The organism is Streptomyces sp. NPDC048516 (assembly GCF_043199875.1).
Taxonomy (GTDB): domain Bacteria; phylum Actinomycetota; class Actinomycetes; order Streptomycetales; family Streptomycetaceae; genus Streptomyces.
Genome location: NZ_JBICWS010000006.1, coordinates 386,031 through 412,441, shown reverse-complemented (window position 1 = coordinate 412,441; position 26,411 = coordinate 386,031). Strand labels below are relative to the sequence as shown.

The following is a 26,411-nucleotide window of genomic DNA, read 5'->3' as shown; positions in this document are numbered from 1 at the left end:
TGCGTCGCTCCGTGCCGGTCCGGCGCGGCCTGCGGCCCGGGCCGCCCCTGCTCCTCACTCCTCGAAGTACGCCGCGAGCAGCACCACGTCCTCCTCCGACGACGGATCGTCCAGACCCTGCGGCAGCATCGTGCGCACGATGTGATCGACGACCGCCTCCGGATCATGGCGGCTCGCCCTGGGCACGCCCGCGGCGGCCGCGTGCAGCCGGGTGAAGGCGCGGTCCATGGGCTCGCCGGTGCGGTGCAGCAGCCCGTCGCTGTAGAGCAGCAGGGTCTCGCCGCCGGCCGGTTCGATCTCCACGCTCGGCGCTTCCCAGCAGGCGAGCATGCCCAGCGGCGCGGACAGCGAGGTCTCCACGAACTCGGTCCGCAGATCGCCGAGGATCAGCGGCGGGCAGTGGCCGGCCCCGGCCAGCAGCAGCTTGCGGGCGAAGGGGTCGGCGACGCCTCCCGGCAGCACCGGCGGCCCGCCCGGAGCGCCGGGCGGCGGCTCGGTGAAGGCGAACAGCGCGGTGGCGCTGCGAGCCGGCTCGGTCAGCCGGAGCAGCAGTTCGAGGTCCGAGAGGACCGCGACCGGGTCCTCGCCCTCCATGACGGCGTAGGCACGCAGGGACGCCCGCAGCCGCCCCATGGCCGCCACCGCGCTCGGCCCGGAGCCGGTCACCGAACCGACGGCCAGCCCCAGGGCGCCGTCGGGCAGCGGCAGCGCGTCGTACCAGTCGCCGCCGCCGCGCGGCCCGGTGCTGTGCCGCACCGCGAGGCGTACGCCGGGGATCCGCGGCAGCCGGTGGGGCAGCAGCTCCTCGCGGAGGGTTTCGGTGGCCCGCCGGCTGCGGTGGAGTTCGAGGAGGCGGGCGACGTGTTCGGCGGCGTGCGCGCGGTAGAGGCCGACGAGATGGCGCTGCCGTGCGGTGGGCTCGGCCGGTTCGTCGTAGAGCCAGACCGCGGCGCCGGTCCTGCCGAAGGGTTCACCGCAGAGCGGGACCGCATAACTCGCGGCGTACCCGAGGCGGGCGGCGACCTCGCGCAGGCGGGGGTCGAGGTCCTTCTCGCCGGGGATGTCGGGTTCGGCGATCTCGGTGCAGGGGCCCGCCGGAGCGTCGTTGCGGGGGCCGGCGGCACGGCTCTCGCCGCGCGTCGGGTGGCGGGTGTCGTCGAGCGGACCGGTCCGGGTGTCGTCGCCGGTGGCCCGCTCCGGGAGGCCGTCCAGTATCCGCGCGTACGACAGGGCGCGGCGCGGGATGGTCTCGATGTGCCCGATCTCGGCGTGGCCGAGGCCGAGGCCGACGGTGGTCTCCGGGCCGAGCCCGTCGGACGGCGCGAGGACGACCAGACCGCGGCGCGCGCCGACCAGGGAGGCGCCGGCGCGCAGCAGCTCGTGGAGGGCGTCCTCCAGCGTACGGGTGCGCGCGAGCCGTTCGGTCAGGTCGTGCAGGGTGCTGAGGTCGGAGATCCAGCCGGCCAGCCGGTCCTGGACCGCGGCGAGTTGGTCGACGACGGAGATGTCGGGGACGGCACCGGGCGCGGAGCCGGGCGCGGTGCCGGGCGCGGCACCCGGGGAGCCGCCCGCGGAGGCGTCGGACAAGCCGTCGGACGACCCGGCTGACGAGGCGTCGGAAGGGACGCCGGCAGCGGGTCCCGGGGGAGCTTTCGGCCCGTGCGGGTCGACAGTGTGCGCGGGGGCGGGAAGGGCTGGTTCGATTCCAGCCACTTTCGGCACGTGAGGGGCGGTCATGGCCGACGGCTATCGTCGTGCCTGGCATTTCCCCAGGTCAGGCCGCTCTTTGGTAGGGAGTGCGGCATTTTGTTGAGTGATGTTGTGCGGTAAGGTTGGCCGCTCAATTTCCTCAATAGCATCGCAAACCCCCATGTCATGCTGCTCCGCTATTAATGCCTCCACATGTACACGGAGCAGTGATGCGATGTCCAGCATTGTCCCCATGGGGTTTGTGGTGTCAACGAGGTCTGTAGATTGGCCTGAAAAAAGCCCCCCGAACGTCAATTTGCGGTCGACTGACGGCGATCAGCAGCGCGTCATCACCACAGTGGCGGGTACGTAATCGGAAAGGTGCGGGGTCAGTTGGCGCCGCACCGGAACTCTCCGGCGGGCACCGGCGTCTAACAAGCCGACGACCGCGACGCACTCCCAAGAGGCGGGGACTGCACCACGGAAGCGCAAGCGCCAACGCACGCCACCCCTCGCCACACTTCACGCCCGGCGTACGGCGTGATGCGCTGCTTTGTACACGCGGTGACAAGTGACCACGTGGCGTGATCGATGCCGATCGACCCCGGGCTCCCGGCCGGGCCGCAGGACACGCCCCACAACGGCATGAAGCGGCACGGCGCGAAACGATGGTGAACCCGGCATGTAGTGCCATGTAGTGCCATGCAGTGCGATGCAGTGCGATGGACAAAGCCCTCGGCGTTAACGGAAAGGAACGAGCGCTCATGCGCGAGATCCTCGGAAGGCGACGCAAGCTCCTGTTCCGGCGCGGCGGAAAGCCGGCGCAGCTCGGTGCGGCGCTCCACTACGCCACCGAGTGGCAGTGGCCCGTACTTCCCGGTGTGGGACTCCGGTCCGGCGGCCGGCAGCCGGCCGGCGCCCGGCTCGGCCTCGGCGAGCGGGTCACGCGTCGCTGCAGCTGCCCGGACCCCGACTGCGTGGTGCCCGGCGCGCACCCCTTCGACCCCGGCCTGCTCGCCGCCACCACCGATGCCCGGATGGTGCGTTGGTGGTGGACGAACCGCCCCGATGCCCCGGTCGTGCTGGCCACCGGCGGCGGCGCGCCCTGCGCGGTGAGCCTGCCCGCGGTCGCCGGGGCCCGCGCCCTGGCGGCGCTGGACCACTTCGGCGTGCGCCTGGGCCCCGTGGTGGCCACGCCCACCCGCTGGTCACTGCTCGTATCGCCCTACGGCCTGCCGGAGTTGGGCGAGCTGCTGCACTCCCAGGACTGGGTGCCCAGCTCGCTGCGGTTCCACGGCGAGGGTGGCTATGCGGTGCTCCCGCCCTCCCAGATCGGCTCCGGCCGGGTCCGCTGGGAACGGCCGCCGGCCGTCACCCCGGCCGCACCCTGGCTGCCGAAGGTGGCCACCATCGTGGACGCGCTGGTCACGGCGAGCACCGGTTCCCCCGACGGCGGCAGCCGGCTCGCCTACTGACTTACGCGGATGCTCCGGGCGCCCGACGTGTACTCGGGCGCCCTCGTGCTGCGCGGGCCTGCCGCGGACGGATGAGGGCGGACGGGCGGACCCGGGGCCGCGCCCGACGGGCGACGGCCGAGGGGTGGACGCGAGGGACGGTGGACGCGAGGGACGGACGCCAGGAATGCCCCTCGGCGGATCACCCGTACGGGTGTGTCCTGCCCCGATCTCTCGGGGAAACGGGCGTCCGGGTGCCCGGGCGCACCCCCGAGGGCCGATAGGTTCGGCCCACCGTCAAGCCGTGGTCAGCGGCATCTCAAGTGCAGGTGGGGCCCATGCAGCGTGCGCACAAGATCCGCATGATCGGGCTCGCCGGCTCGGCGGTGCTCGCCCTCGCCGTGCCGCTGGGCGCCGCGATGGCCGGCCCGGCCGGCACCTCGTCCCCGGGAGCGGGACCCGGGGAAGCAGCCAAGGCCGGAAATAGCCCCTCGGAGGAAAAGGGAAACAGGGGAAATAACGGCACCAAGCCGGGCAAGACCCCTTTCGTTACCACCGCCGGCTCCAGAAGGCAGGGCGGCTTCTCCGACCGCCCCGGCCTGCCACAGCTCTCCGGCCGTACCTCCCGCTGCGGCCCCGAACTCACCGCTCCCCAGGGGATCGCAGCCCAGACCTGCGTGCTCGCCGAGGACGGTGTCACCTGGGGGCGTACGTACTACCGCAACCGCACCGCCGGCCGGCTCCGCGCCGTACTGACGCTGCTGCGGCCCGACGGCAGGACCGTCCAGGTGAACTGCGAGGTGGCGGCGGGTGGTGCACCGGGCGTGTGCGAGACGCCGACCGCCCCGACCGTGCACCGGAGCCGGCCGCCGTACGCGGCCGTGGCGGAGATCGCCGACGCGGCGGGGAAGCGGCTGCTGCTGCGGTCCGGCAGCAACTCGTCCGCGGCGGGCAGCGGTTCGGGGCACTGAGGCCGCAGGCTGCCGAGGGGCCGGACGAGCCAAGCGGAATGCCTGGTTCCGGACATGGAAGCGCCCGGTCGCTGGCGACGGGGGATGCACCAGCGACCGGGCTTTTAGAACCGTAACAAGAGATCGGCGGTTCGCAAATTCGATCGTGGAATTCCGGACGCCTATTTACCGGCAGGTACGGGGAGTTGTGACAGGTGTCACGCCTGGGGTTCCCCGAGGCGTCCGGACCACGGTCGAGGACGGCGCGATCAGCTCAGGGTGACCTGACGGTTGGTGAGCCCGCCGCGCGCCCGGCGCTCCTCGGGCGTCAGCGGGGTGTCCGTCGCCAGCGCGTCGGCCAGCCGCTCGGCGAACGCCGCGGCCGGCTTGGCGACCTCGTCGGCGCCCATCTCCGAGGGCAGGTCCCAGACCGGGACGACCAGGCCGTGGGCGCGGAACGAGCCCACCAGACGGGTGCCTTCACCGAGCGAGGCGGCACCCGCCGCGTGCAGCCGGGCGAGCGCGTCCAGCAGCTGCTCCTCGGGGTGCGCGGTGACCCAGCGCAGGTGGTTCTTCTCCGGGGCCTCGCACCAGTACGCACCCTCCAGGCCGGGGATCCGGGCGGTCGGGATGGCCGCCGCGTTGGCCCGCTCCAGGGAGGCGGCGACCTCGCCGGTGGCGTTCTCGGCGTCCTCCACCCAGAACTCGAAGCCGGTGTGGACCGTCGGCTCAAAAGTGGCGTCCGGGTCGAGCAGATCCTGCAGCCGCGGACCGTCGGCGGAGTGCCGCTCGGCGGGGACCGGGTTGCCGGGGGCCGTGGCCAGCGCGCGCTGCAGGGTGTCCGCCAGGTCGCGGCTGAGGTCGCCGGAGGCGGTGTCGTTCTGCAGGCCGAGCAGTACCGCGCCGTTGTCGCGCCGCAGCGCGGGCCACGCCATCGGCAGCACGGTCGCCAGCGTCACGGACGGGACGCCCTCGGGCAGCCCGCCCTTCAGCGTCAACTCGGCGGTGGCGGCGGGCACCAGCTCGCGCAGGGCCACCCAGTCGCACTCACCGGGCAGGCCCTCGAAGGGGCGCTGCACGAGCTCGGTGGCGGCGTGCGCCGCCTGCCGCCCGTGACAGGCCTTGTACCGGCGGCCGGAGCCGCACGGGCAGGGCTCACGAGCGCCGACGACCGGCACCTCGCCGTCCTTGATCTGCGGTGCTGCGGCCTGGGGCTGGGGACGGCGCTTCTTGGCCATGGCGACGGGGTCTCCTGGTCGATCCTGGGCGTACGGACGCGTATCTGCGCGAGCCTAGAGGATCGCTTGCGCGGTCGCGCCCGGTTGCATACCGGGCCGTGTCATGCCCGCCGCCGCGGACGTCGGCGCATCCCGGCCGGACGCCGCCCCGTCGCGTCGCCCCGTCACCGCCAGGCCTCGGCGTGCCGCTGCCTGCCGCTATGTCAGATCGTCGAATTCCGGGAAGGCCGGCCCCAGCGGCAGTCCGTTGCGCACGCCCGCGCCCGTGGTGAGCGAGGGCGGCAGATCGGGCATCAGGTCCACGCGCGTAGCGAACGCGCCTTGCAGGGAGAGGGCCGCCCAGACCGTGACTTCGCCGGCGACCGTGTCGCGCACGCCCCAGTCCTTGGCGAGCGACCGGATGATCGCCAGTCCGCGGCCGCCGCGTGCCGTGACCGACGGAGTGGCCGGAAGGGGGCGGGTCGGACCGCCGCCGTCCGTGACCGCGACGGTCAGTCGGCCCTGCGCATCGATACGCCAGGATGCCCGCACGGATGCCGAAGGGGCGTCCTTTGTGTCGGGCGCGACGGATGCGCCGGGAGTTACGGAGCCCGGTGATCCGTTTTCGTATATCGGACGCGCATGGCGACACGAATTGCTCAACAGCTCCGACAGAACGAGCACCGCGTCATCGACGACGCTGTCCTGAACTCCACTTGCCAACAGCTCTTCACGCATGCGTCGCCTGGCCATACCCACACCCACTGGACCATGGGGTACGGCCATGATCGACGACGTCGGCACCTCTTGTGCCACCACCAACGCCACCCCCGAGACCTCCTTTGCCCCACGCCACGGGATGAATGCCCCAATGGACTGGACCGGAAACCGGCCAAGCGGCACACAGTGACGCACTGGACATAACCGAATACAGCCCGAATGCGCCGGTGCACACCCTGTGAGGAGCTTTAGCCAAGGCCGAGTTGCTTACGCACCTGTTTGGGACGGTTTGTAATGACCGCATCCACCCCCAATTCCCGGCACAGCTCGACATCTTCGGCGTCATTGACGGTCCAGACGTGCACCCGGTGGCCGGCCCGGTGCGCCCTGGCGACGTACTCGGGGTGCGCGCGGAGGATCCGCATCCCGGGGCCCGCGATGCCGACGCCGGGCGGAAGCCGGCCGTCGCGGTGCCGCGGAGTGAGGAATTGCATCAGGTAGACGCCGGGGATGTCCGGCGCAGCCGCCCGTACGCGGTGCAGCGAACGCGCCGAGAAGCTCATGACCCGGACCGGGGAGGTCCAGTCGGTGCGGGTGGCCGGTCCGGTGTGCCCGAACCGGGCGAGCAGCTCGACCAGCCGCTCCTCCACCTGCCCGGCCCAGCGGGTGGGGTGTTTGGTCTCGATGGCCAGCTCGACCCGGCGGTCGGCGTCGGCGACCAGCTCCAGCAGCCGCTCCAGCGTCAGTACGGAGGTCCGCTCGGGGTCCTCGTGCTGCCGGTCCGGTGCCTCGTTCGCGGACCCGTCGTCCTTCCAGGAGCCGAAGTCGAGCGTGGCCAGGTCGGCGAGCTCGAGGGCCGAGACCGAGCCGCGCCCGTTCGAGGTGCGGTTCACCCGCCGGTCGTGGACGCACACGAGGTGACCGTCCGCGGTGAGCCGGACGTCGCACTCCAGGGCGTCCGCGCCGTCCTCGATCGCTCTGCGATAGGCGGCGAGGGTGTGCTCCGGGGCGTCCTCGGAGGCACCGCGGTGGGCGACGACGGAAATGGCGGGAAGGCCCGGACGGCCGTCCTGAGCGGGGCGTGCATAGGTCACCGCGTTATCGTGCCATCCACCGTCGCCGGGCCGCCGGGCGCGTACCCCGAGGTGCGGAACCGGGGGTGCGCCGGTTTTGTCCGGCATAAAGGATGAGGTGACAGTCACAGCCTTGGCTTACGGCGCTCTGACGCGCGGTGGGAAAGGCTGTGAAGGGAGGCTCGCCCGTACCGTCCGGCCCGTAGTGCCCGGCCGGACCTGCGGCCGGGTCTCGCGACAGCCGGGATGTGCGGGCCGGGTCCGCGGATCATGGCCCGCGGACCCTGATCCGCGGACTGTGATCCGCGGACCGGGACTCGCCCGTACTGCCCGGATCCTTGATGCTGGAGTACCGGGTCCCCCGTCCGGCAAGGGGGAGCCGCACGACCGGAGGGCCCGCCGGGTCCGCCGGACCAAAAGAGAGGACCGGGAGGCCCAGGGGCCTCCCACCACACGAACCGCACCACCCGGCGGACCGCACGGCCCGCCGTACCGCACCACTCGGACGCACCCCAGGGTGCGGCCGAACCGCAAGCCCCGGAAGAAACGGCCCGCCCCGGACCCCGCACAGTTGGCTGAGGCACCGGGCGGAGGGGACACTCTCCCGCCAGGCCGTGGGCGCCGACAGTCGTGAAGCTGAGGAGAGAGCTGTGAGCACCGAGAACGAGGGAGCCGCCGTCCCGTCGGAGGCCAGGCCGCCGACCGGGCCGCAGCCGGACAGCGCCCCCGCGTCCGCCTCCGGCGCCCGGACTCCCGGCGTCCCGCCCGCGGCGCCCCCGCCGCCGGACTTCGCGCCCACCGTCACCTCGGCCGCCGGCGCCGGCTTCGACGAACCGGGCCGGATGCCGCCTTACAGCGACGGACGGCTCCCGCAGCCCGGCTACGGCAGGCCCGGCCACGGCCACCCCGGCGACGACCCGGCGGCCGACCGGACCAGCCAGTTCCCCACCTACTCGGCGGCCGGCCCCGGAGCCGGTGCCGGCGGCTGGGGCCAGCAGCCGCCCTACGGTGGCGGCGGCGACCCCTGGGGCACGACCGGCAGCCCCGCCCCCAAGCGGCGCAACGGCGGGCTGATCGCGGCCGTCCTGGTGGCCGCGCTGGTCGCGGGCGGTGTCGGCGGCGGCATCGGCTTCTGGGCCGCGGGCCAGAGCGACAGCGACTCGACGACGGTCTCCGCGTCCGGCGACCCCGGGGCGCTGAACCGCAAGCCCACCTCCGTCTCCGGGATAGCGCAGAAGGCGCTGCCCAGCGTCGTGACGATCGAGGCGCAGGGTGCCACCGGCGACGGCGGCACGGGCACCGGCTTCATCTACGACAAGCAGGGCCACATCCTCACCAACAACCACGTCGTCGCCAGCGCGGCCGACGGCGGCAAGCTCACCGCGACGTTCTCCAACGGCAAGAAGTACGACGCCGAGGTCGTCGGCCGTGCCCAGGGCTACGACGTCGCCGTGATCAAGCTCAAGAACACCTCCGGCGCCCCGCTCAACCCGCTCCCGCTCGGCAAGTCCTCCAACGTGCAGGTCGGCGACGCCACGATCGCCATCGGCGCGCCCTTCGGCCTGTCCGGCACGGTCACCACCGGCATCATCAGCGCCAAGGACCGCCCGGTGGCCTCCAGCGACGGCGGCGGCACCAGCGCCTCGTACATGAGCGCCCTGCAGACGGACGCCTCGATAAACCCCGGTAACTCCGGCGGCCCCCTGATGGACGCCGCAGGCAATGTCATCGGCATCAACTCCGCCATCCAGTCGGCCGGCAACGGCGGCGGACTGGGCGGCGAGTCCCAGCAGTCCGGCAGCATCGGCCTGGGCTTCGCCATCCCCATCGACCAGGCGCGGCGGGTGGCGCAGGACCTGATCAAGACCGGCAAGCCGGTCTACCCCCAGATCGGCGTCCAGGTCGGCATGCGGGACACCGGCAACGGCGCGACCATCGCCCGGACCGGCAACAACGGCTCCGATGCCGTCACCCCGAACGGCCCGGCCGACAAGGCGGGCCTCAAGCCCGGCGACACCATCACCAAGCTCGACGACACGGTGGTCGACAGCGGCCCCACCCTCATCAGCGAGATCTGGCAGCACAAGCCGGGCGACCAGGTCACCCTGACCTACAAGCGCGGCGGCAAGGAGCACACCACCCAGGTCACCCTGGGCCAGCGCACGGGCGACAAGTGACGCGCTAGTCTGATCCCGCGACACCCAAGCGCCCCGCGCGCCGCGGTGCCGCGGGGAGGCTTGCCCGAGCGGCCTAAGGGAACAGTCTTGAAAACTGTCGTGGCGGCAACGTCACCGTGGGTTCAAATCCCACAGCCTCCGCAGAGGTAGGAAAACATGCAGGTGGGCGGCGGTTCTGGAGCGATCCGGGGCCGTCGCCCACCCGCATGTTGTCTCACTCAGGGCCGCCCCGGCCCGCCGTGTATCAGCCCGTGTGGACGGGATGTGGACGAGGAACCCGGCCTACTCGGCTTCCCGGAGGGCCCGCTCAATCCGCTCGTTGGCCTGGTCCCGCTTGCCGTCGAGCACTTTGGCGTAGAAGCGGGAGAGCACGGCCACGCTGTGGCCGGCCCGGCGGGCGACCTCGGTCGGATCGACGCCGGAGGCGAGCCACAGGGATACCCCGGCGTGCCGAAGGGAGTACGGCACCGCGGCGAGCGGAGTCGCGGCCTGCTCTGGCGATAGGGCGGGTGTTCGCCGTCGGCCGGCCGAGGGTCGGCGGCGGACATCATCAGCGGGTCTCCGTCGGGCCGGGCGGCCGTCACCCGGCCCGGCGGGGGCCCGCCCTTTGCGGGGTTTTCTGGCCGGCGGAACGTGATTCTGAGAGGTGCGGACGCACGGGCGCGGGGCGGCGCATCGCACGGAGGCAGGAGAAGCCTCTGCAACTGGGTGCCCACGTGGGAGGGAAGGCCGGGCGGAAGAGCCGCTCGATGCGTCGGTGCCGCCCCCGCGCCGGACCTTCAAAAGATCAGCTGGAGATGGTCAAGGGGGCTTCCATGAAGCTTCAAAAGTACGTTCGTTTCTCACCGTGCGTCGGGGAGCCGGGTGCGGCTCGCCGTCGGGGCCACGGGCTGTCAGCTGGTCCGGTACAGGGCGATGTCGTGCGCCGAGGCGGTGCGTGGCCCGGGTCGGCTCCGGTCGGCACGTCGGATGGGCGCGTCGATGTGCCGCCATCAGGAGTCACGGCTTGGCCAAGGAGCGCAAAGGGGCGTGCTCTAGGTTGGCCGTTTGGCATCCGCCCGGAAGAAGGGATTGGCCTGATGGCCGAGAACGGCCAGTTCTCCGTGCACCCGGAGGACATGAAAAGTGTGGCGCCGACTTTCGGCACGCAGAGTGCGCACCTGAACAAGGCCTTGGGCACGTTGAAGCACACGCTCGAGGGTCTCGGGGCGCCGTGGGGCGATGACAAGCAAGGAAAGCAGTTCGCCCACTCCTATGGGCCCCATCGCGATGCCATCCTCAAGGCGCTCGGCGTCCTGGCCAAGGGCTTGGACAGCGTCCACGACGGACTGACGCATCATGCCGACAATCATGCCGAAGGGGATCGGCACGCCGCCGGGCACTTCCGGCGCTGACCTCAAAGTGACGTCAAACAGGGCAATATGAGGGGGCGCCAATGGGCGAGTCCACCACTGCAAAAATTGTGCAGAAGACCACAGGAATGTGGTGGCCTGATGCCGATTCGGACGGTCTTCGCCAAGCGGCTGATGCCTGGCGAGTGATGGCCACCGCCATCGATGACGTCAGAGGGCCCACCGGCAAGGCAGCCCACAGCGTGATCGATGGAAATCACGGGAAGGCCATTGACGCCTTTCACTCCTTTTGGAACCGCTACGACAGCAACGGCAAGGGCTGGTTGCCCCAGACGGCTCACGCCTGTCGGCAAATGGCCAAGGCGTTGGACGAATTCGCCGACGAGGTCGACAAGGCCGTACACAAGCTGGAAGAAGAAGCGGCGATAGTCGGTGCCACGCTGGTCGCCGGCACCGCGCTGGCCTTCTTCACCGCCGGTATCTCCGAAGCCGCGGCGGGCGCCGCCACGGCAGGGATCGTTGCAGCGGCGGAGACGGTGGGAGTCGCGGTCTCCGAGACGGTCGCCTCCATCGCCGCCACCACGCTGACGGGTGCGGCGTTCGGCGCCGTGGAATCGGTGGCGGTCGACGTCGCCGTCGCCCAGCCCGTCCGTATCGCCTTCGGCGACGGCGGATTCAGCGGAACCGAACTCCTCGACGCTGCCGAGACCGGCGGCCTGGGAGGCGGGCTGGGCGCCGGCGCAGGCGCCGGCGCGCGGGCGGTGGGCAAGGCGGCCACGGGTGCGGAAGGGACGTCCACGGTACTCGCCGGCATCGGCAAGATCTCCACGGGAATGGACACCATGCCCGGCAGGATGGTCACCGGTGCAGCGATGGGTGCCGGGCAGGATGCCCTGTTCAACGGCGGCCACGTCAATCCCCTGGACGTCGCCACGGGAGCGATCGGAGGCGCTGCCGGCCCCGGGGGTGAAAAGGGCCACGAGTTCGAACGGGCGGACACCACGCACTTCGCGAAGAGTTCACGTCTCGATGAAATCCGCACGCCCCTTCTCGACCGCTCCACCGAGGGCCTCAGGCCGATTCGCGCACTGGACCAGCACATGCTGGAGGAGGCCATGCCGAGGACATCGGACGGCAGCTTCGAGAAGCACGCCGATCCCACGAAGTCCTGGGTGCAGCACCAGAATGACGGCGGACCTCAGGTACCGGGGCGCAGCAACAACTGTGCGGACAGTACGCGTTCATTTCTGGAGACGTGGTACGGAAATCCTCGGGTATCCGCCGCACGTACCCCCGACCTGCTGCCGGACGGCACCCTGGACCGGGCCACGCCGGAGCACGACTCCGTGGGAAACATGGAGAAGTGGACCGGGGCCGGGCACAGTGAGGGCGGTTGGGGCTACGCCGGCTACAAGCCCGTCCATGACGATCTCATCGCGGGTGGGCACGGGTCGTCCGCGATGGTCGGCGTGAGCTGGCCCGGCGGCGGCGGACACGCCTTCGCCGCGGTCAACCACCACGGAACGGTCCACTGGGTGGACCCGCAATCGGGTGTGGTCGGCACTCACCCGATCCATCCCGGCGCCGAATACGTCCGCTACATCCCCCTCGGGCCGGACCGGACGCCCATGCGTCCCGGTACGCGGCTCGCCACATCATGAAGGAGTTTCGATGAACAATATGAACACCCCCGCACCAGTGGGCCCCAGGACTCCGGAGGAGGCCGTGGAGATGGCTCGCCCCCACTACGGCTGGCGTCGGCCCGACGGCAGTGCCGGGCAGCTGATCGCCCGGGAATTCAGCCACGGGTACATCATCCTGCCGGACCAGTTTCCGCCTGCCGCCTCGCCCTCGCAGCCGCCGCCCGCGGTGGGATGCGCTGTCATCGACAAGGAGGACGGTAGGATCACGCACCTCCCGTACATGGGAGTGGAGGGAACCGCCCAGTTCTACCTGCAGCGGCGCGGACCACGGGGCTGACGAACCGGGTGGAGCGAGCTCGTCGACGGTGTGGTCGCCGGGCCGGTGCACCCCGGTCTCCTTGATGAGGCCGGGTGTACCGTCCCGGCTCGTCGTCCCGGCTCGTCGTTCCGGCTCGTCGTCCCGGCCTGTCGTCCCGGCCTGTCGTCCCGGCCGGTCGCGTCCCGCCCGGTCCGTTCCTGCCGGAGACGTCGAGCGGCAGTTCGTTGGGGCTGCCCATCCGTCTGGGTAGGCGGCCGCTGACAGCCACCCTGGGGGGGGGTGTGGGGCGCCGCCCTCGGTCAGGCGGCCTGAGACGGTGATCAGCGAGGCCCGCGGCGAGGAGCGGCGGCACGGCGTAAATGTGCCGCCGGGTTCCCGTCCCGGAGCTCCGCGGAGGAACGGCCTCTGACCGGCGATCTCCCGGTCAGGGGCCGCTTCCTTTCCCCGGGGCAGTTGATCCGAGGCGGTCGGTCCTGCCAGGAGACGCCACAAAGGCAATATGGAGTTTGCGGGGTTTTCAAGGCGCCCGTTGAGATCTATCGGGATGTGTTCCAGTTGCGATATTTGCAGGGTTGGTAAAGGGGTGAAGGTGGATTTGTGGTGGAGTACGTCGGGATCCGCTTCAGTCAGTGGACAAGCTGATCTGACGTCTGGCGCTATGGGGGCTCGCCGGTGAGGCGTCCGATACAGCATGCGGTCGTCGGGACTGCCCTGTTGCTTGCGTGCGTTGCATGTACATCAGGGGAGGGTGAAGGTAATCGTTCCGGCCTCCCGTCATCCGCTTCCGCTTCCGCTTCCGCCGAGCCTTCGCGGTTGCTTCAGCTTCCAGTGGTCGATCTGCCGGACGATCCGTTGTCCGAGCGGGACGGGTCGAGCGGACCGGAGAAGCGGCGAGTGATCGGGGAGGTCCGCGATGGGGCCGACCGGATCATCCTTTACGTCACGGAGCGGAAATGCGGTCTGGCGACGACTCGTGGGGGCGACCAGAACAATCTCTCCATTCACGTGCTCGACACTTGGTCGAAAGAAGGCGCTCAAGATGCTGTCGCCCTTCCCTACGGGCCCTACTCGCATACTTCGGCTAATGGGTCGGGCGGCACCTGGGCATCCCTTTCCTGCGGGAGGGATGCGATGGTGGTGAAGCTCTCCTCCCCGAACGTATCCAAGACCGTGAAACATCGGGGTTCGCTTGATGTCGTCAAGCCGACGAGCGCGGAACGTTCTATGTCCATTGTCGTAGGGACAAGAGGGACCAGGGAGAAGGTCAGGGCTGCTCTTCAGGACCATTCGTGAGTCGTGGGGATACGTCGATGGACGTCGCCTGCTTCTCCTGGCGGGCTCATGCGTACGACTTCGGTCATATGATCGAGGGGGAGCACCGTCTTTCCTGGGAATTCTTCGATGTCTGATCCGCTGCCTCGCCCGCTCGACCAACGGCTGGACGCCCTTGCGCGGCATCCGTTTCGTGCGAAGTTTCATCTGCGCGGCCGCGAGCGGGCCACTGCCGAGTTGAGCGGCCCGGCGACGATGCGGTGGCACGCCTACGACCTCATTGCCAAGCGGCTGGCACCGGCCGAGCCGTACAAGGACGGCAAGCAGACCCCGTACCGCGGCCATCCGGTGTTCGTCGCTCAACATGCGACCGCGACATGCTGTCGTAATTGCCTCCAGCGCTGGCACCAGATCCCCAAGGGGCGGGAGTTGAGCCGTGCGGAGCGTGCGTATGTGGTGGGCGTGATCTGCCGCTGGATCGAGCGCGAGCTGGCGGGCTCGGGCTCCTCGGGGTCGGTCGACGAGTCCTGACGGTCATTCCGGATGCATTTCTGATGCATTCCTGGCGCATTCCTGGCGCATCTCTGAATTCTTTCTGATTCTGATGCGCTCCTCTCAGAGATGAAGGAATGGCGGGATTTTCTTGGCCTATTCGCTGCAGGGGGTTCTGGAGAGGTTGGTGCCAGGGATTTTCTCGTGCCGTAGAGTGGTGGTGGGGAATGGAATTTGGTGGTCGTCGAGATGTGGGAAGCGGGCAGATTCGCCGTGGGTGCGCGTAGGGCGGGGGCGGTCGGTGGGGCGTGGCGGGGGAACGTGGTGATCCGGCGGGCTGAGGAACGGGATGCGGGCCGGCTCACGCGGCTGGTGCGGAGATCTCGGGCTTATCAGGGGCCCTATTCCTCGATGGTCGAGGGGTATCGGGTGGGGCCGGATTACATCCTGGCGCATCGGGTCTTTGTCGCCGTGGAGGAGTTGACCGGCGAGGAGGGGGGCGGCGAGCGGGAGGTGGGGTTCTATTCGCTGATGGTGGAGCCGGCCGAGCTGGACTTGATGTTTGTGTCGGACCAGGCCCAGGGGTACGGCATCGGGCGCCGGCTGGTGGAGCACATGCGGGGGGAGGCGCGGAGTGCCGGTCTCGACAAGGTGCGGGTGGTTTCGCATCCGCCTGCCGAGGGCTTTTACCGCAGTGCGGGCGCCAGGTTGGTCGGAACGGTGCCCGCGAATCCGCCGGCGGTGAGGTGGGACCGGCCGGAGCTCGAATTCTTGGTGGTCGAGTAGAGGGAGAACGCGAGGAGAGGGGGAGGGGAATGAGGAAGCGGGTGCCGGGCCGGGGGGAGTAAATCGGTGGTCAGGTGGTTCCTTGGCAGTGAGGGTGTGGGGATGACGCGATCTTTTGAGGAGCTGGTGGCCGAGGCCGATGCCGTATCGGTCGAGGGATGGGACTTCTCGTGGCTGGCGGGGCGTGCCACGGAAGAGCGGCCCTCGTGGGGCTATCAGCGGGCGATGAGCGGGCGGTTGGCGCGGGCGTCGGCGGCACTGGACATCCAGACGGGCGGCGGGGAAGTGCTCGCCGGGGCGGCGAAGCTACCGCCGGTGATGGTGGCGACGGAGTCCTGGCCGCCGAATGTCGCCAAGGCCACGGAGCTGTTGCATCCGCTCGGCGCGGTCGTGGTGGCCGACGCGGATGAGCCGCCGCTGCCGTTCGGTGATGCGGCCTTCGATCTGGTGACGAGCCGTCATCCGGTGACCGTGTGGTGGGAAGAGATCGCCCGCGTGTTGCGGCCCGGGGGTACGTACCTCTCCCAGCAGGTCGGACCGGCGAGCGTGTTCGAGCTGGTCGAGTACTTTCTGGGGCCGCAGCCGGAGCACGTCCGGCGGGCCCGTCACCCCGAGGATGCCCGCCGGGAGGCGGAGGCGGCCGGCCTGGAAGTGGTCGATCTGCGTGCGGAGTCGCTGCGGACCGAGTTCTTCGACATCGGGGCGGTCATCTACTTCTTGCGCAAGGTGGTGTGGATGGTCCCCGGGTTCACTGTTGCGCAGTACCGGGAGCGTTTGCGGGAGTTGGATGAGCTGATCCGCGCGGAGGGGGCGTTCGTGGCGCATACGACCCGGTTCTTGATTGAGGCGCGTCAGGGCTGATCGTCCTGTTGGCTTGGCTTGGCTTGGCTTGGCTTGGCTTGGCTTGGCCTGCCTCTGCCTCTGCCTCTGCCTCTGCCTCTGCCTCGGAGCCTTTCCCTTCCCCTTTCCCTTTCCCTTCCCCTATCGACCCTCCGCCGCTTTTCCCTGCGGGCTCCCGTGCCTGCTTTTCCCTACGGGTTCCCGCGTCCGGCTTCCCCTACGGGTTCCGGGGCCCGGCCTCTTCCCCTACGGGTTCCCGCGTTCGCCGCTCACCTGCCGGTGGCGGGCTGCGGAGGCGATCGTGGCGCGCGCCTCCTGCGCTGACAGGCCGGTGTGGCGGGCGGCCTCCGTCAGCCGGGCGGCGAGTTCCTGGCCGAGGCCGGACTCGTCGGCGCGGCAGGCGGCCCAGAAGAGGCGGGCATTGCGCTGGCCGGCCGGGGCGGTGCGGACGAAGCGTACGAGGGCCGCGGCGGGCTGGGGCGGGACGCCGGGCGGGGGTGCGCGGCGGGCGGACGGGGGCGGAGCCGTGAGGAGTGCGAGCAGGGCGTCCGGTGCGGGGGCGGGGCGCTGTGTTGTGTCCGGCGCCAGGGCGTAGCGCCCGTGGACGGTGAGCGAGCCGGGGCCCACGAGGTAGCCGCCCGCGCCGCGGATATCGATGCCGGGCGCAAGCCGGCCGACCGAATTCGCGATGACGGGGGACGGCGGGCCGGTGAGCCAGAGGTGGCGGCCGCCGCTGGGGGTGAGGACCGTGATCGTGGGCGGGATCGGGAAGGCGTGCTGTTCGGCGAGGAAGCGGAGGGCGGTCAGGCCGTCGGCGCCGTGCTTGGTGTCGAGGTCGATGCCGATGAGGTGGTGCGGAGGCCGTCCGCAGGCGAGGCCGTAACCGGTGGCCCAAGGGGCGGCGGCGAACATGCGGCGGACGGTGAGCGGGTCGGTGCTCGCGTCGTGTACGCCGTGCCCGAGTCGGCCGCACTCGCCGCGGCAGGGCGGGACCTCGGGATGCCCGCGGTGCGGGGACCGGAGGGCCGGAAGTTTGTTGCGGGTGAGCGGGAAGACGGGGTAGCCGCGTTCGGCGGCAAGGAGGGCGTGGGCGAGGGCGGCGGCGTGCGCATCGGTGGGGCCGGTGGGACTGGTAGGGCCGGTGGGGTCGGTGGGGCTAGTGGGGCTGGTAGGGCTGGTGGGTTTGGTTGGGCGGAGGGTGAGGTGCGGCGGCTCGGGATGGTCTTCCGGCGGCGGCTCGGGTCCGATCTCCGTTGGCGCGTCGGGTCGGTCCTCCATCGGCGGGCCGGCTGGTATCCCGGTGTTCGGTGCGCAGGCCGGTGGCCCGGCGTTCGGCGGGGCGGTCGGTGTCCCGGTGTTCGGTGTAGAGGCCGGTGGCCCGGCGTTCGGCGGGCAGGCCGGTGTTCTACCGTCCGGCGGGGCGGTCGGTCTGCCGGACGGTGTTCCGGCGGGGCGTCCATGGCGGCGGTGCAAGGCCATGGATCTATTTTCGTACGAATGTTCGAGGAAGGGAAGGGGGGCGCGCGTGAACCGGCCCGCGCGCCGGTTGTGGCGGCCGGGCGTGTGGGGCGCGCGGGCATGGGGAGGGCGGGCCGTGGTGGGGTGCTGTGCTGCCGAGGGCTGCTGACGGGGAGGTCGTGCGCCGGCCGGGGTTTACCCGGGGTCCCTCATGCTTGCGGGGGAATCGCCTCTTCGCGGCGGGTTCGCCGGGGATTGATGGGCAAGCCTGAGTGCGCGACGTCGAAGCAAGCATCGTGGCGGTCGGCCAACTGCCCGGTGCGCAAGCGGAGTTCGAGTTCCCCCGATCCAAGTAGCCGAGCAGCACGACCGATCCAAACAGCACGACCGATCCAAACAGCACGACCGATCCAAACGGCACTGCCGATCCAAACAGCACGAGCGATCCAAGCAGCCAAGCAGCCCAAGCGATCCAAGCAGCACAAGCGATCCAAGCAGCACAAGCGATCCGCAAGCAGCCCGAACGATCCGAGCGACCGAGCGATCCGAGTGGTCCGGACGATCCAGGCAAGCCGACCGATCCAAGCGATCCAAGCGACCCAAGTGATCCAGCAGTCGTGTTCCGTAGGAGGAAGAGACATGGCAAGTACCCGTACCGCCCGCGTCATCGCCGTTGTTGCCGCACTGCCCTTTGCGGCCGCACTCTTCACGGGCGTGGCGCAGGCCGACAACGGCGGCTTTGCGACGGGTGGGTCGAGCTCGGCGGCGACGAGTCAGACGGGAACCGGTGTCGGGGGCAGTAACTTCGGTAACTCCACCACCGGTCAGCAGGTCGCCAATGGCGCCGGCGCCTCCAATCAGAACAACACCGCGAGCGTGAACGGCTCCGGCCCCACGCGTATCGACCAGACCAATGCCACCGTCAACTTCACCAACCTCTGGTGACCCGGCCCGCCGCAAGGGGAGGCGGCGGCTGACCGAGGGGTGATGCGTCAGGGGCGGCACGGAGAGAATGGGGCTTCTCCGGGGTTCACTGCGCCGGCCTTGACAGCGAGCGGGTTTCTGACGGACAGTCAGAAACCCGCTCGCTCGTCCGTACGCCGGGACCTCGTGTTCGTCCGCCGGGGCCCTGCGCACCGGACGTACGGCCACCAGAAGGGGAGCCGCCGACGTGCACCTCGCCCCCACCGCGCGCCAGGAGCAGCTGCGCACCGACCTCCGCTCGTACTTCCGTGAGGTGCTGCCGGACGGGCCGGTCGAGGACCCCGCCCAGCAGCGGGCGGTGCTCCGCCGGATCGGCGCCGACGGCATGCTGGGGCTGGGCTGGCCCACCGAGTACGGAGGGCAGGGCCGCGGCGCCGACGAACAGTTCGTCTTCTTCGACGAGGCGTACCGCGCGGGCGCGCCGGTCTCGATGGTCACCCTCAACACCGTCGGCCCGACCCTGATGAAATACGGCACCCGGCTCCAGAAGGACTACTTTCTGCCGCGGATCCTCAGTGGTGAGCTCGTCTTCGCGATCGGCTATACGGAACCCGAGGCCGGCACCGACCTCGCCGCGCTCCGCACTCGCGCGACGAAAGGCCCGACCAGCGGCCCGACCAGCGGCCCGACAAGCGGGTCCACCAACGGCCCGACCAGCGGGGCGACCAACGGCACGACCAGCGGCACGACCAGCGGGGCGATCGAAGAGGCGGGCGAAGAGGCGATCGAAGAGGCGGGCGAGGGCGACGACCGCTGGCTGATCAACGGCGCCAAGAGCTTCACCAGCAATGCCCATCGGGCCGACTGGATCTGGCTCGCCTGCCGCACCGACCCCGACGCCCCGCAACACCAGGGCATCTCGATCATCCTCGTGCCCACCGATGCCCCGGGTTTCTCCTGGACGCCGATCGAGACGGTCGGCGGGCTGACGACCACCGCCACCTACTACGACAACATCCGCGTCCCGGCCGGGAATCTCGTAGGGGAGGAGAACGCCGGCTGGCGGCTGATCACGCACCAACTCAACCATGAGCGCGTGGCGTTGGCGGCGATCGGTATGCAGGCCGAGGATGCCTTCGAGGCGGCGCTGGCTCATGCCCGTACGCCGGATGCGGTGACCGGTGAGCGGCCCGCCGACCGTCCATGGGTGCGGTCCCGGCTCGCCGAGGCGCATGCCCGGCTGGCCGCCACCCGACTGCTGAACTGGCGGTTGGTCGATGACGTGGGCGCCGGGACGCTCGGGCCCGGTGACGCCGCCGGCGTCAAGTTCGCCGGGACGGAGAGCGCCGTCGAGGTCTACCGGATGTGCCAGGAGGTGGTGGGCGACGCCGCCCTGGTGCGGACCGGTTCGCCGGGCGCCTTCGGGGGCGGCGAGCTGGAGCGGATGAACCGCGCGGCGCAGATCAACACCTTCGGGGGCGGAGTGAGCGAAGTCCAGCGGGAGATCGTCGCGTCGATGCGTCTGGGGATGCGGCTGGGGAAGCGGAGGGGACGGCGATGAGCCAGGCGCAGCTCACCCACGAGCAGCTCAAGGCCTACGAGGGGCGGCCGACCGGGACCGCCGGCGTGGGAAAGGACCTGGTCAACGAGCCGATGATCCGCCACTGGTGTGAGGCCGTGGGCGATGCCAACCCCTCCTACCGGGGGCCGGACGCCGTCGCCCCGCCGACCATGCTGCAGGCCTGGACGATGGGCGGCCTCTCCGGCCACACCGACCGCTCGGGGGCGTACGGCGAACTGTCCGAGCTGCTGGACGGCGCCGGGTACACCTCCATCGTCGCCACCGACTGCGAGCAGGAGTATCTGCGGCCGCTGCGCCCCGGTGACCGGATCACCTTCGACGCGGTGATCGAGTCGGTGTCGGCGCGCAAGACCACGAAGCTGGGGACCGGGCACTTCATCACGACGCGGATGGATATCCGCGCGAACGGCGAACCGGCCGGCACCCATCGCTTCCGGGTCCTCAAGTACGCCCCGGCGGTACGGGACGCCAAGACGGCCGAGCGCGCGCGGGCACAGTCACGGGCTCAGGCACGGGCACCTGAGCAGGCGCAGGCACCTCAGCAGGTGCAGGCGCCCCGGCAGGTGCAGGCGCCCCGGCAGGTGCAGGCGCCCCGGCAGGCGCAGGCGCCTCAGCCGGCGCAGGCACCCCAGCAGCGGCGTGCGCATCAGCAGGCGGAGGCGCCTCAGCAGCCCCGGGCCCGACGGCCCCGCCCCGTCGTCAACCGTGACAACGCCGGCTTCTGGGAAGGCGTCGCCGGACACCGGCTGCTGATCCAGCGCTGCACGGAGTGCCGGACGCTGCGTTTCCCCTGGTTGCCGGGGTGCAATGCCTGCGGGTCAGCGGAGTGGGACGCCGTCGAGGCGAGCGGCGCGGGAACGGTCTTCTCCTACGTCGTGATGCACCACCCGTCCTTCCCGGCTTTCACGGGGCCCGCTTTCACGGGGCCAGAGGTCACGGGACCCGAGTTCACGGGACCCGAGTTCACGGGACCCGAGTTCACGGTGCACGAGCACGGCGCGGACGGGCCCGGCCCCCAGACGGACGCCCCCGGCGGCCCCCGCACGGAAGCACCCGGCCCCTACGCGGTCGGGCTGATCGAGCTCGCGGAGGGGGTGCGGATCGTCAGCAATGTCGTGGGCGTCCCCGCCGACAAGGTGCGGATCGGGATGCCGGTACGGCTCGCATTCCTGCGCGTCGACGAGGAGTTGGAGCTTCCGGTCTTCCGCGCGGAAGAGGGCGGTGAGGGGTGACATGGACTTCACTCCCACGCCGGAGCAGGCGGCGGCCCGCGAGCTGGCGGCGCGGATATTCGGTGACCTGTCCACGCCTGGGCGGCTTGCCGTCTGCGGCGGTGGCACGGACGCCGCGCTGTGGAAGGCCCTGCGCGCGGCCGGCCTGCTGGGCGCGGTGGAGGAGACCGGCCTCCTCGGGCTCGTGCTGATGCTGGAGGAGCAGGGGCGTACGACGGCGCAGGTGCCGTTCGCGGCGACCTGTGTGTACGGACTGCTGGCGATCGGCGCGCAGGGTGACCCGGAACAGCGGGCGCGGCTGCTGCCCGCGCTGCGGGACGGCGACGCGATCGCCACCGGGGCGTTTCCGGCGCGGCGCGGCGGCGTACGGGCCGAGCGCACGGCGGACGGTACGGGGCGGCTGACCGGCACCGTCCCCGTGGTGCCGTGGCTGCGCGAGGCCACCCATGTACTGGTGCCGGACGGGACGGCGCGGACGCTGTGGCTCGTACGCACCGACGACTCCGGGGTGCGGCGGGGCCCGGTCGAGACCACCGCCCCGTGGTCGGCGGGCCGGCTCACTCTGGACGACGCCCCCGCCGAAGGCCTGCACGGGCGAGACGCTTCCCACCGGCCGGAGGCCACGTACGCCGGCACCCCCGCAGCCCCCGATGCCGCTCCCCGCCCCACCCCCTACGCCGACGTCCTCGCCCTGGCCCGTACTGCCTTCGCCGGCCTCCAGGCCGGGGTCTGCGCGGGCTCCCTGGCCCGGGCGGTCTCCCACACCACCACCCGTGAGCAGTTCGGCCGCCCGCTCGCCACGAACCAGGGGGTGCAGCTCCGCGCCGCCGACGCCTGTATGGACACCGAGGCCATCCGCGTCACCGCCTACGAGGCGGCCTGGCGCCGGGACGCGGGCCTGGACGCCGGGCCGCATGCGCTGACCGCCGCCTGGTGGGCCTCCGAGGCCGGCACCCGCGTGGTGCACACCGGCCAGCATCTGCACGGCGGCATCGGCGCCGACGTCGACCACCCCGTCCACCGGCATTTCCTGTGGGGCAGACAGCTGGCCGCGTATCTGGGTCCTGGGGCAGAAATCCTGGACGAATTGGGGGAGTTGCTGATCTCGCCACCCAGGGGTGGCGAAGCCCCGAGGAGACGACGACCGGAAGGCGACCGGAAGGCGACCGTAAGGAGACCGGATGAAGGCCGGTGACGAACTGCCGACGCTCACCATCCCCCTCACCCGCACCCTGATCGTCGCCGGGGCGATCGCCTCCCGCGACTACCAGGACGTGCATCACGACACCGAGGCGGCCCGGGAAAAGGGCTCCCCGGAGATCTTCATGAACATCCTGACCACCAACGGCCTCGTCGGCCGTTACATCACCGACCACTTCGGGCCGCGCTGCACCCTGCGCAAGGTCGCCATCCGCCTCGGCGCCCCCAACTACCCCGGAGACACCATGGTGTTGAGTGGCACCGTCACCGAGGTGACGGACGGTACGGCGGTGGTGCGGGTGGTCGGCGCGAACGGCATCGGCCACCACGTCACCGGCACGGTGACCGTCAGCCTCCCGGAGGGCACGGCATGAGCGTCCACCGCCCCGACACCCTCGGCGGCCGGGCCGCCATCGCCGGGATCGGCGCGACCGAGTTCTCCAAGGACTCCGGCCGCAGCGAACTGAAGCTCGCCGTCGAAGCCGTGCGCGCCGCCCTCGACGACGCCGGGCTGACCCCGTCGGACGTCGACGGCCTGGTCACCTTCACCATGGACACCAACCCCGAGATCACCGTCGCGCAGGCGGCCGGTATCGGCGAGCTGTCCTTCTTCTCCCGGGTCCACTACGGGGGCGGCGCGGCCTGTGCCACCGTCCAGCAGGCGGCCCTGGCGGTCGCCACCGGCCTCGCCGAAGTCGTCGTCTGCTACCGCGCGTTCAACGAGCGCTCGGGCCGCCGCTTCGGCTCCGGCGTCCAGCAGCGGGAGCCCACCGCGGAGGGTGCGGCGCTCGGCTGGAACCTCCCCTTCGGCCTGCTCACGCCCGCCTCCTGGGTCGCCATGGCCGCCCAGCGCTACCTCCACACCTACGGGCTGACCCCGGACGCCTTCGGCCCGGTCGCGGTCACCGACCGGCGCCACGCCGCCCGCAACCCGGCCGCGTACTTCTACCGCAAGCCCATCACCCTCGCCGACCACGCCGCCTCCCGCTGGATCGTCGAACCGCTGCGGCTGCTGGACTGCTGCCAGGAGACGGACGGCGCCCAGGCGATCGTGGTGACCTCACCCGAGCGGGCCCGCGCACTGCCCCACCCGCCGGCGCTGATCAGGGCCGCGGCGCAGGGCGCGGGCCGCGCCCAGGAGCAGATGACCAGCTTCTACCGCGACGACCTGACCGGCCTCCCCGAGATGAACGTGGTCGCCCGCCAGCTCTGGCGCACCGCCACCCTCACCCCCGCCGAGATCGACGTCGCGATCCTCTACGACCACTTCAGCCCCTTCGTGCTGATGCAGCTGGAGGAGTTCGGCTTCTGCGCCCCGGGCGAGGCCTCGGACTTCGTCGCCGCGGACACCCTCCCCCTGAACACCCACGGCGGCCAGCTCGGCGAGGCCTATCTGCACGGCATGAACGGCATCGCCGAGGCCGTCCGCCAGCTCCGCGGCACCTCCGTCAACCAGGCCGGCAGCCCCGCTCACGTCCTGGTCACGGCCGGGACCGGAGTCCCGACCTCGGGGCTGATCCTGGGAGCTGACTGCGGTGGCGGGGCGGCCCGGTCCTCCAGCGACAGGACCTAGGGGTCCGCCGGCCCCCGTCCCCCTGGAGTAGGTGGAGTCGGCTCCACCCCTACAACTTGAGAGGGATGGCGCTTCGGCACCTTGGGGCGATCCGCTCGCCCACCCTTCGCTTCTAGCGTGGTTCCCATGACCACGCCAGTGTGCACCAGCGCTTCGACCGTCGCTGTGTTCCCGACGTTTTCGTCCTATGTACGGGCCCGGGGGCCGGTCCTGCTGCGCGCCGCGCGGTCGCTGTCCACCAACCCGAACGACGCCGAGGACCTTCTCCAGACCGCCCTGACCAAGACCTTCGTGGCCTGGGACCGGATAGAGGACCACCGCGCACTGGACGGCTATGTCCGCCGCGCGCTGATCAACACCCGCACCTCCCAGTGGCGCAAGCGCAAGGTCGACGAATTCGCCGTCGACGAGATGCCGGAGCCGGACCCGCTGCCCGCCCCCGACCCGGCCGAGCTCCAGGGCCTGCGCGACGCGATGTGGCGCGCGGTGATGCGACTGCCCGCCCGCCAGCGTGCCATGGTCGTCCTCAGGTACTACGAGGACCTGAGCGAGGCCCAGACCGCCGAGGTCATGGAGGTCTCGATCGGCACGGTCAAGAGCGCCGTCTCCCGCGCCCTGGCCAAACTCCGGGAAGACCCGGAGCTGGCCATGATCTCGGGCTGAGGCCTCGCCTCGGGGGAGCGCATCCCGACAGCAGCCGGGCCGCCCGAACCCCACCGCGGCCGACTCCACCACCGCGGCCGACTCCCCCACCGTGGCCGCAGCAGGCTCGTTGACCTCTCATCCGACGCCCGGCGAAGCAATCGGCAGAGCCGGTTGCTGGACCCTTGGCCATCCCCCTGCAAAAAGCCAGCTCGTGTGCCGTGCTCGTGATCAGGCCTGGCGCCGTACACCGTCAGGCATGCGGATCGATCGCATCAACCAGGGGGAACTGCACATGAACACACGCAAATTGGCCGGCGTCGGCATCATTACTACTGCCCTGATCGGCACCGCCCTGACCAGTGGTGCCGTCACCGCCACCGAGCGACAGCTCCAGCCATGTGGCCTCCGTCCGCCCCTGTAGCGGCAGCGCCTACCAGAAGTGGGACTGGGTGCCGGGCATGGGCGCGTATGACTTGCTCCAGAACAAGGCAACCCACCGCTGCCTCCGGAGCGTGCTCCACACACCCGAGGCCAAGGTCACCACGGTCAAGTGCAACAAGAAGTCGGAAGGGGTGCTCTGGGGGTGGGACGCAAAGTTCGGCATGATTGACGGCGTGTCGAACCAGACCGGGATGCGTACGATTCTGGTCACGAAGAAGAAGGGCAGCCGCGCCGTCTTCGCACTCGGCCAGAACAACCCTGCCGGGTCCCACGGTCTGCACTGGTCCCACCCCAACTGACGCCCGGCAGCCGGACGACGTGTAGCGCCGGCCCCTGGCAGGCCGGCGCTCCGCACACCTGCCGAGCACTACGCCGCTTTCACCAGCATTGCCTGCACCGGCATCGCCTCCACCCGCATTGCCTGCGGCCTTCAGCTGCTGCCGCAGGCTCGGTGACGGCCTTCAGGACGGGGGCGGCCGTAGCCCGGTCGCATAGCGGGCCGGTGTGGTGCCCACATGGCGGGTGAAGTGCCGGTTCAGATGCGCCTGGTCATGGAAGCCCACGGCGGCCGCAACCGTCGCCGGACGCCTGCCGTCGAGCAGCAGCCCACGGGCCCGCTCGATGCGCTTGCCGGTCAGGTAGGCGTGCGGCGGCAGGCCGTAGGTCTGCTTGAAGCAGCGGATCAAATGGGTGGGGTGGGCGTGCAGGACGATGGCGGCCTCCTGCAGGGACAGGCCGGTCGGCAGACGGGCATCCAGCAGCTCCCGTAAGGCGGCAGCCAGGCGATTCGCCTCGCGCCCCGGCGTACGAGAGGGCGGCAAGGCGTCCAGGTGGAAGCGCAGCCGTTCCCGTATGAAGGACAGCCGGGACTCGGCCTCGAAGCCGTCGCCCGGGTGACCGAGGGACCTGTGCAGCAGGTGGATGCGATGGCGCAGCACCTCATCGCCGAAGACCGGACCGTCCACGGCGCGGCCGGTCAGCCCCTCGGGGAGCACGGTCGTGTCGAGGTAGATCACGCGCTTGCGGAAGCCCACCGCCGTGACCGTCCTGCCGTCATGGGCGACCCCGGGAGGCAGCAGAACGACCGTGCCGGTCCCGGTCACGCCATGACGGTGGCGGTCACAGGCGAAGTCGACCGCCCCGTCACTGAGGATCATCAGTGCCCAGGTGTCATGGGTGTGGGACGGGTACGCGTGCTCGGTGAAGTGCGCGTGGAAGACCTCGGCTATGCCCGGGACGGGCGGCCGCCAGGCACTGATCGTCGTACGGGGCAGGCCATTCGTCGTACGGGGCGGGCCGATCGCCGTACGGGGCGGGCCGTCTGTCATGCCAGGAACGTACAAGACCGCCGGAGCACGGGCACGGCAATCTC

At 70.9% G+C, this 26,411-nt stretch carries 25 protein-coding genes and 1 tRNA gene; 19 read left to right on the top strand and 7 right to left on the bottom strand.

From position 1 onward, the window contains the following. Window positions 1–54: 54 nt before the first annotated feature. Window positions 55–1,737, bottom strand: coding sequence for a PP2C family protein-serine/threonine phosphatase (locus ACGFR7_RS15660; RefSeq protein ID WP_393318496.1), 1,683 nt, complete (start codon window positions 1,735–1,737; stop codon window positions 55–57). A 716-nt stretch (window positions 1,738–2,453) separates the two neighbouring features. Between ACGFR7_RS15660 and ACGFR7_RS15655 the strand changes: the two genes are divergently transcribed. After that, window positions 2,454–3,164 carry a bifunctional DNA primase/polymerase gene (locus ACGFR7_RS15655; protein ID WP_393318493.1) on the top strand — a complete coding sequence of 237 codons (711 nt, stop codon included), beginning with the start codon at window positions 2,454–2,456 and terminating at the stop codon, window positions 3,162–3,164. Window positions 3,165–3,481: 317 nt separating this feature from the next. After that, the gene (locus ACGFR7_RS15650) at window positions 3,482–4,114 is read left to right on the top strand and encodes a hypothetical protein (protein WP_393318490.1); all 633 of its coding nucleotides are present in this window, start codon (window positions 3,482–3,484) and stop codon (window positions 4,112–4,114) included. Window positions 4,115–4,362: 248 nt separating this feature from the next. Here the strand turns inward: ACGFR7_RS15650 and ACGFR7_RS15645 are convergent, their stop codons facing one another. The 3 genes from ACGFR7_RS15645 to ACGFR7_RS15635 all read right to left on the bottom strand — a co-directional run bounded on the left by ACGFR7_RS15645 (window position 4,363) and on the right by ACGFR7_RS15635 (window position 7,124). Next, window positions 4,363–5,331: a DUF5926 family protein gene (locus tag ACGFR7_RS15645; RefSeq protein WP_393318487.1), complete on the bottom strand. Its 969-nt coding sequence runs from the start codon at window positions 5,329–5,331 to the stop codon at window positions 4,363–4,365. 198 nt (window positions 5,332–5,529) lie between these two features. Further along, entirely contained in the window at window positions 5,530–6,138 is a 609-nt protein-coding gene (locus tag ACGFR7_RS15640) for an ATP-binding protein (protein WP_393318485.1), read from the bottom strand. 140 nt (window positions 6,139–6,278) lie between these two features. Continuing rightward, window positions 6,279–7,124 carry a glycerophosphodiester phosphodiesterase gene (locus tag ACGFR7_RS15635; RefSeq protein ID WP_393318482.1) on the bottom strand — a complete coding sequence of 282 codons (846 nt, stop codon included), beginning with the start codon at window positions 7,122–7,124 and terminating at the stop codon, window positions 6,279–6,281. 629 nt (window positions 7,125–7,753) lie between these two features. Here ACGFR7_RS15635 and ACGFR7_RS15630 point away from each other — a divergent pair. Both ACGFR7_RS15630 and ACGFR7_RS15625 read left to right on the top strand, forming a co-directional pair. Further along, window positions 7,754–9,280 carry a S1C family serine protease gene (locus tag ACGFR7_RS15630; RefSeq protein WP_393318479.1) on the top strand — a complete coding sequence of 509 codons (1,527 nt, stop codon included), beginning with the start codon at window positions 7,754–7,756 and terminating at the stop codon, window positions 9,278–9,280. A 54-nt stretch (window positions 9,281–9,334) separates the two neighbouring features. Then, window positions 9,335–9,421: transfer RNA gene (locus tag ACGFR7_RS15625), tRNA-Ser, on the top strand. 141 nt (window positions 9,422–9,562) lie between these two features. Here the strand turns inward: ACGFR7_RS15625 and ACGFR7_RS15620 are convergent. After that, entirely contained in the window at window positions 9,563–9,748 is a 186-nt protein-coding gene (locus ACGFR7_RS15620) for a hypothetical protein (protein ID WP_393318476.1), read from the bottom strand. A gap of 611 nt (window positions 9,749–10,359) precedes the next feature. Between ACGFR7_RS15620 and ACGFR7_RS15615 the strand changes: the two genes are divergently transcribed. From ACGFR7_RS15615 to ACGFR7_RS15590, 6 genes are all read left to right on the top strand, one after another. After that, window positions 10,360–10,674, top strand: coding sequence for a WXG100 family type VII secretion target (locus tag ACGFR7_RS15615; protein ID WP_393318474.1), 315 nt, complete (start codon window positions 10,360–10,362; stop codon window positions 10,672–10,674). A 200-nt stretch (window positions 10,675–10,874) separates the two neighbouring features. Further along, window positions 10,875–12,293, top strand: coding sequence for a toxin glutamine deamidase domain-containing protein (locus ACGFR7_RS15610; RefSeq protein WP_393318471.1), 1,419 nt, complete (start codon window positions 10,875–10,877; stop codon window positions 12,291–12,293). Window positions 12,294–12,303: 10 nt separating this feature from the next. After that, window positions 12,304–12,612: a hypothetical protein gene (locus tag ACGFR7_RS15605; protein ID WP_393318469.1), complete on the top strand. Its 309-nt coding sequence runs from the start codon at window positions 12,304–12,306 to the stop codon at window positions 12,610–12,612. A gap of 1,383 nt (window positions 12,613–13,995) precedes the next feature. Beyond that, window positions 13,996–14,397, top strand: coding sequence for a DUF4186 domain-containing protein (locus ACGFR7_RS15600; RefSeq protein WP_393318466.1), 402 nt, complete (start codon window positions 13,996–13,998; stop codon window positions 14,395–14,397). Between the two features lie 282 nt (window positions 14,398–14,679). Continuing rightward, window positions 14,680–15,144, top strand: a complete 465-nt coding sequence (locus tag ACGFR7_RS15595) for a GNAT family N-acetyltransferase (protein ID WP_393318604.1) — start codon at window positions 14,680–14,682, stop codon at window positions 15,142–15,144. Window positions 15,145–15,246: 102 nt separating this feature from the next. Then, a complete protein-coding gene (locus ACGFR7_RS15590; RefSeq protein ID WP_393318463.1) occupies window positions 15,247–16,005 on the top strand; it encodes a class I SAM-dependent methyltransferase in 759 nt (252 codons plus the stop codon). 225 nt (window positions 16,006–16,230) lie between these two features. On the opposite strand, the gene ACGFR7_RS15585 is transcribed toward ACGFR7_RS15590, so the two are convergent. After that, on the bottom strand, window positions 16,231–17,262 hold the full coding sequence (locus ACGFR7_RS15585) for a bifunctional DNA primase/polymerase (protein ID WP_393318460.1): 1,032 nt from the start codon (window positions 17,260–17,262) through the stop codon (window positions 16,231–16,233). Between the two features lie 819 nt (window positions 17,263–18,081). Here ACGFR7_RS15585 and ACGFR7_RS15580 point away from each other — a divergent pair. The 9 genes from ACGFR7_RS15580 to ACGFR7_RS15540 all read left to right on the top strand — a co-directional run bounded on the left by ACGFR7_RS15580 (window position 18,082) and on the right by ACGFR7_RS15540 (window position 25,338). Next, complete coding sequence (locus ACGFR7_RS15580; RefSeq protein ID WP_359003949.1) at window positions 18,082–18,387, top strand: hypothetical protein; 306 nt, start codon at window positions 18,082–18,084, stop codon at window positions 18,385–18,387. A 226-nt stretch (window positions 18,388–18,613) separates the two neighbouring features. After that, window positions 18,614–19,927 (top strand): acyl-CoA dehydrogenase family protein, encoded by a 1,314-nt coding sequence (locus ACGFR7_RS15575; RefSeq protein WP_393318457.1) that lies wholly within the window; start codon window positions 18,614–18,616, stop codon window positions 19,925–19,927. Beyond that, window positions 19,924–21,180 (top strand): bifunctional MaoC family dehydratase N-terminal/OB-fold nucleic acid binding domain-containing protein, encoded by a 1,257-nt coding sequence (locus ACGFR7_RS15570; RefSeq protein WP_393318454.1) that lies wholly within the window; start codon window positions 19,924–19,926, stop codon window positions 21,178–21,180. Before ACGFR7_RS15575 ends, ACGFR7_RS15570 begins: the two co-directional genes overlap by 4 nt. 1 nt (window position 21,181) lies before the next feature. Then, entirely contained in the window at window positions 21,182–22,375 is a 1,194-nt protein-coding gene (locus ACGFR7_RS15565; RefSeq protein ID WP_393318451.1) for an acyl-CoA dehydrogenase family protein, read from the top strand. After that, window positions 22,362–22,754 carry a MaoC family dehydratase gene (locus tag ACGFR7_RS15560; RefSeq protein ID WP_393318448.1) on the top strand — a complete coding sequence of 131 codons (393 nt, stop codon included), beginning with the start codon at window positions 22,362–22,364 and terminating at the stop codon, window positions 22,752–22,754. The genes ACGFR7_RS15565 and ACGFR7_RS15560 overlap by 14 nt, the downstream gene beginning before the upstream one ends. After that, a complete protein-coding gene (locus tag ACGFR7_RS15555) occupies window positions 22,751–23,953 on the top strand; it encodes a lipid-transfer protein (RefSeq protein WP_393318445.1) in 1,203 nt (400 codons plus the stop codon). The genes ACGFR7_RS15560 and ACGFR7_RS15555 overlap by 4 nt, the downstream gene beginning before the upstream one ends. Before the next feature lie 126 nt (window positions 23,954–24,079). Next, a complete protein-coding gene (locus tag ACGFR7_RS15550) occupies window positions 24,080–24,616 on the top strand; it encodes a SigE family RNA polymerase sigma factor (protein WP_393318442.1) in 537 nt (178 codons plus the stop codon). 274 nt (window positions 24,617–24,890) lie between these two features. Continuing rightward, window positions 24,891–25,019, top strand: coding sequence for a hypothetical protein (locus ACGFR7_RS15545; RefSeq protein ID WP_393318440.1), 129 nt, complete (start codon window positions 24,891–24,893; stop codon window positions 25,017–25,019). A gap of 91 nt (window positions 25,020–25,110) precedes the next feature. Continuing rightward, window positions 25,111–25,338 carry a hypothetical protein gene (locus ACGFR7_RS15540; RefSeq protein ID WP_393318438.1) on the top strand — a complete coding sequence of 76 codons (228 nt, stop codon included), beginning with the start codon at window positions 25,111–25,113 and terminating at the stop codon, window positions 25,336–25,338. Between the two features lie 162 nt (window positions 25,339–25,500). Here ACGFR7_RS15540 and ACGFR7_RS15535 read toward each other — a convergent pair whose 3' ends face one another. Then, window positions 25,501–26,367: a helix-turn-helix domain-containing protein gene (locus ACGFR7_RS15535; protein WP_393318435.1), complete on the bottom strand. Its 867-nt coding sequence runs from the start codon at window positions 26,365–26,367 to the stop codon at window positions 25,501–25,503. Between the last annotated feature and the right edge of the window lie 44 nt (window positions 26,368–26,411).

Bases quoted from the DNA above. Each gene is read 5' to 3' on its own strand.
- ACGFR7_RS15660 (WP_393318496.1), bottom strand. From the start codon at position 1,737: ATGACCGCCCCTCACGTGCCGAAAGTGGCTGGAATCGAACCAGCCCTT.
- ACGFR7_RS15655 (WP_393318493.1), top strand. From the start codon at position 2,454: ATGCGCGAGATCCTCGGAAGGCGACGCAAGCTCCTGTTCCGGCGCGGC.
- ACGFR7_RS15650 (WP_393318490.1), top strand. From the start codon at position 3,482: ATGCAGCGTGCGCACAAGATCCGCATGATCGGGCTCGCCGGCTCGGCG.
- ACGFR7_RS15645 (WP_393318487.1), bottom strand. From the start codon at position 5,331: ATGGCCAAGAAGCGCCGTCCCCAGCCCCAGGCCGCAGCACCGCAGATC.
- ACGFR7_RS15615 (WP_393318474.1), top strand. From the start codon at position 10,360: ATGGCCGAGAACGGCCAGTTCTCCGTGCACCCGGAGGACATGAAAAGT.
- ACGFR7_RS15605 (WP_393318469.1), top strand. From the start codon at position 12,304: ATGAACAATATGAACACCCCCGCACCAGTGGGCCCCAGGACTCCGGAG.
- ACGFR7_RS15600 (WP_393318466.1), top strand. From the start codon at position 13,996: ATGTCTGATCCGCTGCCTCGCCCGCTCGACCAACGGCTGGACGCCCTT.
- ACGFR7_RS15590 (WP_393318463.1), top strand. From the start codon at position 15,247: ATGACGCGATCTTTTGAGGAGCTGGTGGCCGAGGCCGATGCCGTATCG.
- ACGFR7_RS15585 (WP_393318460.1), bottom strand. From the start codon at position 17,262: ATGGAGGACCGACCCGACGCGCCAACGGAGATCGGACCCGAGCCGCCG.
- ACGFR7_RS15580 (WP_359003949.1), top strand. From the start codon at position 18,082: ATGGCAAGTACCCGTACCGCCCGCGTCATCGCCGTTGTTGCCGCACTG.
- ACGFR7_RS15570 (WP_393318454.1), top strand. From the start codon at position 19,924: ATGAGCCAGGCGCAGCTCACCCACGAGCAGCTCAAGGCCTACGAGGGG.
- ACGFR7_RS15565 (WP_393318451.1), top strand. From the start codon at position 21,182: ATGGACTTCACTCCCACGCCGGAGCAGGCGGCGGCCCGCGAGCTGGCG.
- ACGFR7_RS15560 (WP_393318448.1), top strand. From the start codon at position 22,362: ATGAAGGCCGGTGACGAACTGCCGACGCTCACCATCCCCCTCACCCGC.
- ACGFR7_RS15555 (WP_393318445.1), top strand. From the start codon at position 22,751: ATGAGCGTCCACCGCCCCGACACCCTCGGCGGCCGGGCCGCCATCGCC.
- ACGFR7_RS15550 (WP_393318442.1), top strand. From the start codon at position 24,080: ATGACCACGCCAGTGTGCACCAGCGCTTCGACCGTCGCTGTGTTCCCG.
- ACGFR7_RS15545 (WP_393318440.1), top strand. From the start codon at position 24,891: ATGAACACACGCAAATTGGCCGGCGTCGGCATCATTACTACTGCCCTG.
- ACGFR7_RS15535 (WP_393318435.1), bottom strand. From the start codon at position 26,367: ATGACAGACGGCCCGCCCCGTACGGCGATCGGCCCGCCCCGTACGACG.